Annotated in this window: 11 protein-coding genes and 4 pseudogenes; 12 read left to right on the forward strand and 3 right to left on the reverse strand. The window is 70.8% G+C overall.

Annotated elements, in window-relative coordinates; genetic code table 11:
• The first annotated feature begins 42 nt into the window (after positions 1-42).
• The 12 genes and pseudogenes from rimO (at position 43) to G5V59_RS02905 (ending at position 9108) form a co-directional block, all read left to right on the forward strand.
• Positions 43-1487, forward strand: a pseudogene (gene rimO / locus G5V59_RS02850) (30S ribosomal protein S12 methylthiotransferase RimO).
• A complete protein-coding gene (gene pgsA, locus G5V59_RS02855; protein WP_278255520.1) occupies positions 1484-2113 on the forward strand; it encodes a CDP-diacylglycerol--glycerol-3-phosphate 3-phosphatidyltransferase in 630 nt (209 codons plus the stop codon). The pseudogene rimO and the gene pgsA overlap by 4 nt, the downstream one beginning before the upstream one ends.
• Positions 2114-2435: 322 nt before the next feature.
• Entirely contained in the window at positions 2436-2870 is a 435-nt protein-coding gene (locus G5V59_RS02860) for a hypothetical protein (protein ID WP_278255521.1), read from the forward strand.
• A 44-nt stretch (positions 2871-2914) separates the two neighbouring features.
• Positions 2915-4060, forward strand: a complete 1146-nt coding sequence (locus G5V59_RS02865; protein WP_278255522.1) for a putative Ig domain-containing protein — start codon at positions 2915-2917, stop codon at positions 4058-4060.
• 151 nt (positions 4061-4211) lie between these two features.
• Positions 4212-4964: a hypothetical protein gene (locus tag G5V59_RS02870; protein ID WP_278255523.1), complete on the forward strand. Its 753-nt coding sequence runs from the start codon at positions 4212-4214 to the stop codon at positions 4962-4964.
• Positions 4931-6121, forward strand: coding sequence for a hypothetical protein (locus tag G5V59_RS02875; protein ID WP_278255524.1), 1191 nt, complete (start codon positions 4931-4933; stop codon positions 6119-6121). The genes G5V59_RS02870 and G5V59_RS02875 overlap by 34 nt, the downstream gene beginning before the upstream one ends.
• 28 nt (positions 6122-6149) lie before the next feature.
• Positions 6150-6578 carry a hypothetical protein gene (locus G5V59_RS02880; protein WP_278255525.1) on the forward strand — a complete coding sequence of 143 codons (429 nt, stop codon included), beginning with the start codon at positions 6150-6152 and terminating at the stop codon, positions 6576-6578.
• Positions 6575-6997 (forward strand): hypothetical protein, encoded by a 423-nt coding sequence (locus tag G5V59_RS02885; RefSeq protein ID WP_278255526.1) that lies wholly within the window; start codon positions 6575-6577, stop codon positions 6995-6997. The genes G5V59_RS02880 and G5V59_RS02885 overlap by 4 nt, the downstream gene beginning before the upstream one ends.
• Complete coding sequence (locus tag G5V59_RS02890; RefSeq protein ID WP_278255527.1) at positions 6879-8195, forward strand: hypothetical protein; 1317 nt, start codon at positions 6879-6881, stop codon at positions 8193-8195. The genes G5V59_RS02885 and G5V59_RS02890 overlap by 119 nt, the downstream gene beginning before the upstream one ends.
• Positions 8196-8285: 90 nt before the next feature.
• Positions 8286-8329: pseudogene (locus G5V59_RS02895) on the forward strand (hypothetical protein); the annotation flags it as partial.
• A gap of 71 nt (positions 8330-8400) precedes the next feature.
• On the forward strand, positions 8401-8736 hold the full coding sequence (locus tag G5V59_RS02900; RefSeq protein WP_278255528.1) for a CinA family protein: 336 nt from the start codon (positions 8401-8403) through the stop codon (positions 8734-8736).
• 61 nt (positions 8737-8797) lie between these two features.
• Positions 8798-9108 (forward strand): annotated as a pseudogene (locus G5V59_RS02905) (helix-turn-helix transcriptional regulator).
• Positions 9109-9326: 218 nt separating this feature from the next.
• On the opposite strand, the pseudogene G5V59_RS02910 reads toward G5V59_RS02905, so the two are convergent.
• The 3 genes and pseudogenes from G5V59_RS02910 to G5V59_RS02920 form a co-directional block, all read right to left on the reverse strand.
• Positions 9327-9464 (reverse strand): annotated as a pseudogene (locus tag G5V59_RS02910) (M48 family metalloprotease); the annotation flags it as partial.
• Positions 9461-9754 (reverse strand): hypothetical protein, encoded by a 294-nt coding sequence (locus tag G5V59_RS02915; RefSeq protein ID WP_278255529.1) that lies wholly within the window; start codon positions 9752-9754, stop codon positions 9461-9463. The gene G5V59_RS02915 and the pseudogene G5V59_RS02910, both read right to left, overlap by 4 nt.
• A gap of 144 nt (positions 9755-9898) precedes the next feature.
• Positions 9899-10039, reverse strand: coding sequence for a hypothetical protein (locus G5V59_RS02920; RefSeq protein WP_278255530.1), 141 nt, complete (start codon positions 10037-10039; stop codon positions 9899-9901).
• Between the last annotated feature and the right edge of the window lie 49 nt (positions 10040-10088).

The following is a 10088-nucleotide window of genomic DNA, read 5'->3' on the forward strand; positions in this document are numbered from 1 at the left end:
GAATCCCGGCCGGGCCTGCCCGAACGGTAGGCTCGACCGGACATGACCAGCACTCCCACCCCCGTCTCGGTTGCCCTGCTCACGCTCGGGTGCGCCCGCAACGACGTCGACTCCGAGGAGGCTCGCCGGACGCCTGGCGGCCGACGGGTTCGCCCTCGTCGACGATCCCGAGGACGCCGACACCGTCGTGGTCAACACCTGCGGCTTCGTGGACGCGGCCAAGAAGGACTCGATCGACACCCTGCTGGCCGCCGCGGACCTCAAGGAGTCCGGCAGGCCGCAGGCGGTCGTCGCGGTGGGCTGCCTCGCCGAGCGGTACGGCGAGGAGCCTGGCCTCCTCGCTCCCCGAGGCCGACGCCGTGCTCGGCTTCGACGACTACCAGGACATCTCCGGGCGGCTGCGCTCGATCCTGGCGGGGGAGCGGCCGCACCCGCACACCCCCAGGGACCGCCGGCTGCTGCTGCCGATCAGCCCGGCCGAGCGTCAGGCCGTGGCCGCTCCCGTGGACGGCCCGGAGGTCTCCATCCCGGGCCGCGCGGCGCTGCGCAAGCGTCTCGACGGCGGCCCGATGGCTCCGCTCAAGCCTGGCCAGCGGGTGCGACCGCCGGTGCACCTTCTGCGCCATCCCGATGTTCCGCGGCTCCTTCATCAGCCGGCGTCCCTCCGACGTGCTGCAGGAGGCCGCCTGGCTGGCCGAGCAGGGCGCCCGGGAGCCTGTTCCTGGTCTCGGAGAACTCCACCTCCTACGGCAAGGACCTCGGGGATCTCGGCCTGCTGGAGACCCTGCTGCCGGAGCTCGCGGCGATCGAGGGTGTCGAGCGGGTGCGCGTGTCCTACCTGCAGCCCGCCGAGACCCGCCCGGGCCTGGTCCGCGCGATCGCGACCACGCCGGGTGTGGCGCCGTACTTCGACCTGTCCTTCCAGCACGCCAGCGCGACGGTGCTGCGCCGGATGCGCCGCTTCGGCGACCCCGAGAGCCTTCCTGGGCCTGCTCGACCAGGTCCGCGCGCTCGCGCCGGAGGCCGGCGTGCGCTCGAACGTGATCGTGGGCTTCCCCGGCGAGACCGAGGCCGAGTTCCAGACGCTGTGCGACTTCCTGGTCGCCGCGCGGATGGACGTCACGGGCGTGTTCGGCTACTCCGACGAGGACGGCACGGAGGCGGAGTCCTTCGACGGCAAAGCTCGACGAGGACGAGATCAACGCCCGCGTGCAGCACCTCAACGACCTGGTCTCCGAGCCTGACCGCCGAGCGGGCCGAGGAGCGGATCGGCAGCACCGTCGAGGTGCTCGTCGAGGAGACTCGACCCCGACGGCGCCGGTGACGGGACCGTCGAGGGACGGGCCGCGCAGCAGGGCCCCGAGGTCGACGGCACCACCCGGGTGCTCGGGGTGCCGGACGCCCGGGTCGGCGACCTGCTCCGTGCCGTCGTGGTCGCCTCCGACGGTGTCGACCTGATCGCCGAGCCCGCAGGAGGAGCCGCATGAGCGAGACCAGCACCGTCCCGGCCAAGCCGAGCAACTGGAACCTCCCCAACGCGCTGACCACCCTGCGCATCGTCCTGGTGCCGTTCTACGGCTGGGCGCTGCTGTACGACGGCGGCGACTCGATCACCTGGCGCACCGTCGCCTGGGGCATCTTCTTCGTCGCCATGGTCACCGACAAGGTGGACGGCGACATCGCCCGGGCCCGCAACCTGGTGACCGACTTCGGCAAGATCGCCGACCCGATCGCCGACAAGGCGATCACGGGGATGGCCTTCATCGGGCTGTCGATCATCATGGACACCTGGTGGATGTGGACGATCACCATCGTGGTCCTGGTCCGCGAGTGGGCGGTCACCCTGCTGCGCCTGTCGGTGCTCAAGTCGGTGGTCATCGCCGCGGCGCAGAGCGGCAAGTGGAAGACGGCGGCCCAGGCGCTCGCGCTCGGCTTCCTGACCCTGCCGCTGCTCGAGGTCGACGGCTGGCTCGACGTCCCCGGCGAGGTCGTCTACGTCTTCGCGATCGCGCTCCTGCTCGTCGCCTTCGTGCTGACGATCTGGTCGGGATACGAGTTCTTCCGCGACGTGTGGAAGCAGCGGGACAAGATCCGCAAGTCGTCCGCGGCCTGAGCGTCGCGGCGGGGCTGCTTTCGGCCAGATCTGACAACCGGCACCGTTTCTTCATCAAAACGTTGCACGCGTTTTCTCAACCCCTTGCCACGGGGTGGGTCTTTCGTCCTAGGGTCAGGGCTCTTCCCTCCCCCACAGGGCAGCCTCCTTCTCGGGCTCGGTGTGCTGCTGCATCCCTTTCTTGCCGACCCCTGGAAGTAGTCAATGCGATCAGCGAAGCAGTTCCTGTTCGGTTCCCTCGGCACAGCGCTCGCACTGTCCGGCGTGACCGCGCTCGCCACCACCCCCCGCCGCCGACGCCAACCCCGGCGGCACCGACCTGGTGATCTCGGAGGTGTACGGCGCCGGCGGCAACTCCGGAGCGATCTACAACGCCGACTTCGTCGGTCTCTACAACCCGACCAACGCGGCCGCGCCCCTCTCGGGGCTGGCGATCCACTACCGCTCCGCGGCCGGCGGCTCGGGCGGGGCGCCCGTGGCGCTGTCCGGCAGCGTGCCGGCGAAGGGCCACTACCTGATCCGGATGAGCGCCGTCGGCGCCAACGGCGCCGCGCTGCCGACACCGGACGCCACGGCCAGCCTGGCCATGGCCGCCGCCGGCGGTCAGGTCGCGCTGCAGAAGGGCACCGCGATCATCGCGACGTCCGGCAACACCAGCGGCAACGCCAGCCTTCGTCGACTTCGTCGGCGCCAGCGGCGCGACCAGCCTACGAGACCGCCGCGACCACCGCGGCCGCGACCGCCGCGAAGTCGCTGAACCGCACCAACGGCGCTGACAGCGACAGCAACGCCGCCGACTTCGTGCTGGCCGACCCCACGCCGACGAACGCCTCGGTCGTCGTCAGCGACGAGCCTGACCGCGGCCAACCCGGGCGCCAAGACCTTCGTCAAGGGCACGGCGATCGCGCCGATCACGCTCAGCGCCACGGGCGGCACCGCGCCGTACACCTGGACGACGACCGAGTCCCGGCCGGCCTGACCCTCAACGGCAACGCGATCGAGGGCACGCCCTCCGCGGCCGGCACGACCGAGGTGACCGCGACGGTCAAGGACTCGGCCGACCCGCAGGCGACGAAGACGGCGACGTTCACCATCACCGTCAACGACCCCGCGGCCACCACCCCGATCGCCGACATCCAGGGCAGCGGCGCGGCCAGCCCGCTCGTGGACACCGCGGTCACCACCCAGGGCGTCGTCACCGCGGCGTACCCGACCGGCGGCTTCAACGGCTTCTACATCCAGACCCCCGGCCCCGACGCCACTCCGGGCAAGTCCGACGGCGTCTTCGTCTTCGGCAGCGTCCCGGCCGGGCTCGCCGTCGGCGACTCGGTCCGGGTCTCCGGCACGGTGAAGGAGTTCAACGGCCTCACCGAGATCGACGTCACCGCCGGATCGGTCACCACGATCGCCAACCTCGGCACCGTGGTCCCCAAGACGGTCCTCCCCGGCACGGACTGCGCCCTCCCGGGCACCGACTGCCTCCAGGGTGCCGCCCTGGAAGCCGCGCGTGAGGCCGTCGAGGGCGAGGCGTTCAAGCCCACCTCGTCGTACACCGTCACCGACGCCTACGACGGCTCGGCGTTCGTCTCCGGCGCCACCCCGTCGAGCAGCAACTTCGGCGAGATCGGCCTCGCGGCCGAGTCGAACGAGCCGCTCATCACGCCGACCGACATCATCGACGCCCAGGACACCGCGGCGATCGCGGCCCGCACGCGCTGGAACGACGCGCACCGGGTCATCCTCGACGACGGCTCCAGCACGACGTACTGGAACACCGCCAACACCGCCGCGGGCAAGGACTCGCCGCTGCCCTGGTTCACCCCCGACCACCAGGTCCGGGTGGGCGCGAAGGTCACCTTCGACCAGCCCGTGATCCTCGACTACCGCTTCGGCTGGAAGGTGCAGCCCACCTCCCAGGTGGTCGGCGCCCCGACCGGCAAAGCCTGACCTTCGAGCAGAACCGGCCGGCCGCTCCGGCGCCGGTGGGCGGCGACATCAAGCCTGGGCACCTTCAACGTGCTCAACTACTTCACCACCCTCGGCAAGGACTACGCCGGCTGCAGGCTCCTTCAAGGACCGCGCCGGCACCCCGATCGCGGTGAACACCTGCCCCGGCACCGGTCCGCGCGGCGCCTGGGACGAGACGAACTTCCAGCGCCAGCAGGCGAAGATCGTCGGTGCGATCAACAAGATCGACGCCGACATCATCTCGGTCGAGGAGATCGAGAACAGCCGCGTCGTCGACGGCGCCGGTGTCGACCGTGACGAGGCGCTGGCCGCGCTGGTGACCGCGCTCAACGCGGCCGCCGGTGCCGGTACCTGGGACTACGTCCGCTCGCCGGCGAGCGCGTCGACGGACGCCAACGTCGCCCTGCAGGACGTGATCCGGACCGGCTTCATCTACAAGCCGGCCAAGGTGGAGGTCGTCGGCGCCGCCGACATGCTGTTCGGCACCTCCGAGTTCGACAACGCCCGCGAGCCCTTCGCCTCGGTGTTCAAGCCGAAGGGCGCCACCGACGCCAGCAAGTTCGCGGTGATCGTCAACCACTTCAAGTCCAAGGGCTCCGGCGCCAACGACGGCACGGGCCAGGGCAACGCCAACCCGGACCGGATCAACCAGGCCACCCGCCTGGCCCAGTACGCCGACGACTTCGCCGCCGCGCGCGGGGTGAGCGCCGTCTTCCTGACCGGCGACTTCAACTCCTACTCGCAGGAGGACCCGATGCAGGTCCTCTATGGCAAGGGCTACAGCCAGGCTCGAGGCGGAGGGCAAGCACTCCTACAGACTTCGACGGCCAGTCCGGCTCGCTCGACCACGTGCTCGCCAACGCCGCCGCCAAGGCGCTCGTGACCGGGGTCGACATCTGGGAGATCAACGCCAACGAGACGGTCTTCAACCTGTACTCCCGCTACAACTACGTCGGCACGAACCTCTACACCGACGGCACCTACAGCGCCTCCGACCACAACCCGGAGGTCATCGGCATCAAGAAGGTCGTGCCCGCGAGCACCGACGTGCAGATCATCGGCACGAACGACTTCCACGGCCGCCTGCTCGCTGACGGAACCAACGCCGCCGGTGCCGCAGTCCTGTCCGGGGCCGTGAAGAAGCCTGCGCTCGGAGAACCCGGACACGGTCTTCGTCGCCGCGGGCGACCTGATCGGCGCCTCGACCTTCGAGTCCTTCATCCAGAGGGACGAGCCGACGATCGACGCGCTCAACGAGGCCGGCCTGGAGGTCTCGGCCGCAGGCAACCACGAGTTCGACCAGGGCTACGAGGACCTCGTGGGCCGGGTGCAGGACCGGGCGAACTGGAAGTACATCGCCGCCAACGTCAACGAGCCCAACGGTCGCGACGATCTCGCGGACACCTGGACCAAGACGATCGACGGCGTCAAGGTCGGCTTCGTCGGCGCGGTCACCGAGGACCTGCCGACCCTGGTCAGCCCCGGTGGCATCCAGGGCGTGACCGTGAGCGACATCGTCGACTCGACCAACGCGGCCGCGGCGCGACTCAAGACCGACGGTGCGCAGGCTCGTGGTCCTGCTGGTCCACGAGGGCGCGGCCGACACGGACTGCGGCTCGGCGCAGTTCACCGACCCGAGCACCGTCTGGGGCAACATCACCCAGAACGTCTCGCCCGACGTGGACGCGATCGTCTCCGGCCACACGCACAAGGCCTACAACTGCTCGATCCCCGTCGCCAAGTGGGCCCAGGACGGTCGTGCGGTCACCGAGCGCCCGGTCGTCTCGGCCGGCCAGTACGGCACCAACCTCAACAAGCCTGGTGTTCACCGTCGACGGCGATGGCAAGGTCACGGCCAAGACGCAGCAGGTCCTGAACCTCACCAACGGCACCTGGCCGGCGGACCCGGCGGTCACCTCGATCGTCAACGCCGCCTCGGCGCAGGCCAACGTGCTCGGGGCGAAGGAGCCTCGGCAAGATCCAGGGTGCCTTCAACCGCGCCAAGCCGGCCGACGGCACCACCGAGAACCGCGGTGGTGAGTCGACGCTGGGCAACAAGGTCGCCGAGGTGCAGCGCTGGGCCACCGACGCCCAGATCGCCTTCATGAACCCCGGCGGTCTGCGTGCGGACATGGTCGGCACCGTGGTGGACCAGGCCTACCTAGACGCCCACCCGGAGTCGACCGCCAAGATCGGCGACCGGATCCTGACCTACAAGCAGGCCGCGGTCGTCCAGCCCTTCGCCAACACGCTGAACAACATCAAGGCTCACCGGAGCCCAGACCAAGAAGGTGCTCGAGCAGCAGTGGCAGCGCAACGCCGACGGGACGCTGCCCACGCGGCCGTTCCTGCGGCTCGGCGTCTCCGACGGGTTCACCTACACCTACTCGGAGAAGCCGGTCACCCTGCCGAACGGCACCGCGACCGTCCAGGGCACGGTGACCGGGATGTGGCTCAACGGCGAGCCGATCGACCCGGCCACGAGTCTACTCGGTGACGGTCAACTCGTTCCTGGCGACCGGCGGAGACAACTTCCGCGAGTTCGCCAACGGCACGAGCAAGGTCGACACCGGCAAGGCCGACCTGCAGGCGATGGTGGACTACATGGCCGCCAAGGCCGCGCAGGCACCGCTCCCGGTCGACCGGACCCAGCACGCGGTGCAGGTGGACTTCCCGGCCGGCGCCCCGGCGTCGTACGCCCCGGGTGACCACGTGACCTTCTCCGTCGGCTCGTGGGCGATGTCCACCTCCGCCGACACGAAGGACGCCACGCTGCAGGTCAAGGCTCGGCGACCAGGTGCTGGGGACCTTCCCGGTCGACAACACCATCGGCACGGCCGTGTTCGACCCCTACGGCAAGGCGTCGGTCGACGTCGTCCTGCCGACGAGCCTGCCCTCCGGCACGGTCCAGCCTGACGCTGGTCGGGACCTCGACCGGCACCACCGTGCCCGTCCCGGCGACGATCGTGCGGGGCACGCTGGCCAACACGGGCGAGCCGACCATCACCGGTACGCCCAAGGTGGGCGAGGAGCTCACGGCCGGCAACGGCTCGTGGACGCCGACCCCGACGTCCTACGCGTACCAGTGGCTGGCCGACGGCGTCGCGATCTCCGGCGCCACCTCGTCCACCTTCACCCCGGGTGCGGCGCAGGCGGGCAAGACGATCACCGTCCGGGTGACCGCCTCGCTCGAGGGCTGGGACGACGCCTCGGCGACGTCCGCGGCGACCGCGGAGGTCGCGCCGGGCACCTTCGCCAACACGGCGGTGCCGACCATCTCCGGCTCGCCGGTCGTCGGGCAGAAGCTCGTCCGCCTCCTCCGGCAGCCTGGGACCCGGCGCCCGACGCGGTCACCTACCAGTGGTTCGCCGACGGGACCGCCATCAGCGGGGCCACCGACGCGTCGTACACGCTGACGGCGGCCGAGGTGGGCAAGACGATCACGGTCGTCGCGACGGCCACCGCGGCCGGATTCACGGCGAAGGACGCCACCTCGGAGGCCACCGCTGCGGTTGCCAAGGCCACTCCCGTCGTCACGGCCGGCAACGCGACCATGACCTACGGCAAGACGGTCACCGTCCCGGTCTTCGTGACGGCGGCCGGTGCCTCGACGGCCGGCGGCACGGTCACCCTCCGGATCGGCACCAAGGTGCTCGGTACGGCGACCGTGGACGCCACCGGTCGTGCCAACGTCGTCGTCGCGGCGCGCTCGCTGGTGCCGGGTCTGTCCCCGTTCACCTTCCTGGCCACCTACAGCGGCAACGCCGGTGTGGGCACCGGGTCGGACACGGGCGTCATCGTGGTCCGCAAGGGCACGGTGACGATCACCAAGATGGCGATGACCTCGCCGGTCAAGGTGAAGTCGACCCGCACGGTCGTCAACGTCCGGGTCGCCAACGCCGACGGGGTCCCGGCCACCGGGACCGTGACGGTCTCGGCGACGGGCGTCGGGGCGGTCACGGTCACGCTCGTCGACGGGCGTGCCTCGGCCAAGCCTCCCGGTCTTCCCCACCACGGGCACGAAGACCCTGGCGCTGGTCTACAACGGCAGCGCCCTCCTCGAGCTCAAGCGGGTGACGTCCACCTTCACGGTGGTCCGCTGAGCCTGACCTGAGGTACGCCGGCCGGCGGTCCCGTGGCACGATCGGTGCCATGGGATCGCCGGCCGACCTCGTTGACCACCTCCGCGAGCCTGGAGGCCACGGTGGCCACCGCGGAGTCGTTGACCGGAGGCCGGCTGGCCTCGCGGCTGACCGGGGTGCCCGGGTCCTCCGCGGTCTTCGCCGGGGGAGTGGTGAGCCTACCACACCGAGGTGAAGGTGGACGTCCTCGGCGTCGCCCAGGAGACCGTCGACGAGCACGGCGTGGTCTCGGCCGCGTGTGCCGAGGAGATGGCGGCCGGCGCGCGGCGGCTTCTCGGCACGACGTACGCCGTCAGCACCACCGGCGTCGCCGGGCCGGAGCGCCAGGAGGGCAAGCCGGTCGGCACCGTCTACGTCGGCGTGGCGGGCCCGCACGGCGTCCGCGCGGTCGGTCTCGCGCTCGACGGGGACCGGCCGACCGTCCAGGAAGCGAGTGTCGACGCCGCGTTGTCGGCGCTGGCTGACATGATCGGCTCGGACACTCAGCCCGCGGAAGATTCAGGCCTCGGGTAGCGTTGGGCACACGACCCGGGTGAACCGGGAGCCCGGGGACGTCCAGGGAGAGGAGATCGAGATGGTGCTGTTCCGCCGTTCACTCGGTGACATCCTGCGCAACCGTCGCGCAGAGCCTCGGTCTCACCCTGCGCGAGGTCTCGGGTGCCGCCCGGGTCAGCCTCGGCTACATCTCCGAGATCGAGCGCGGCCAGAAGGAGGCGTCCTCGGAGTCTGCTGTCCTCGCTGTGCGACGCGCTCGAGATGCCGCTGTCCGACGTGCTCCGCGAGGTCGCGGATGCCGTGGCGCTGGAGGAGGCCGCTCTGGTGGCCGCCGCCCCGACGCCGATCACGACCCGCCGCACGGGCGAGGTCGTCGCCTCCGCCGCCTGACCCCACCGGATCTCCGACGGGGGTCCGCCGGCTCCCGTCAGCGGCGTCCCCCGGCCATCGCCTCCAGGCGCGCGATCCGCTCCGCCATCGGCGGGTGGGTGGAGAACATCTTCTGCACGTCCGCGGCCCGGAACGGGTTCGCGATCATCATGTGGCTGGCGTTCTGCAGCTGCGGGGTGGGCGCCAGGGGCGCGCGGGCGGTGCCCGACTCCAGCCTTGCGCAGCGCGGAGGCGAGGGCCAGCGGGTCGTTGGTGAGACGGGCGCCGTCCTCGTCCGCGTCGTACTCCCGGGTGCGACTGATCGCCATCTGGATGATCGCCGCGGCGAAGGGCGCCAGCAGCGCGGTCGCGATCATGGCCAGCGGGTTGGGCCGGTTCTCGTCGTTGCCGCCGCCGAAGAACGAGGTGAAAGCCAGGAACTGGGCGACCGAGTCTGATCACGCCGGCCACCGCGGCCGCGATCGAGCCGGTCAGGATGTCGCGGTTGTAGACGTGCATGGACTCGTGGCCCAGCACGCCGCGCAGACTCGCGCTCGTCGAGCAGGCCGAGGATGCCCTCGGTGCAGCAGACCGCTGCGTTCTGCGGGTTGCGGCCGGTCGCGAACGCGTTGGGCGCCTGGGTGGGGGAGACGAAGAGGGCGGGCATCGGCTGGCCGGCGGTCGTGGAGAGCTTCGCGCACGATGCGGTACATCGCGGGCTGCTGCGACTCGCTCACCGGATAGGCGTGCATCGCCTTGATCGCGAGCTTGTCGGAGTTCCAGTAGCCGTAGGCGGTCGTGCCGACGCCGATCAGCGCGAAGATCCAGATGAACGCCGAGTTCGCCGGTCGAAGCGGCGATCAGCCCGCCGACGGCGAGCAGCAGGGCGAAGATGACGCCGAACAGACCGGCGGTCTTGAGGCCGTTGTGATGGCGGTGCATGCTCGGTCAACGAACGGAACCAGGGCGCGCGTTCCGGGCCTGCAGCGAGAGCCAGATCA

This window comes from Nocardioides convexus (genome assembly GCF_011090295.1).

Coding starts and splice junctions, on each gene's coding strand:
- pgsA (WP_278255520.1), top strand. CDS start 1,484: ATGAGCGAGACCAGCACCGTCCCGGCCAAGCCGAGCAACTGGAACCTC.
- G5V59_RS02915 (WP_278255529.1), bottom strand. CDS start 9,754: ATGCCCGCCCTCTTCGTCTCCCCCACCCAGGCGCCCAACGCGTTCGCG.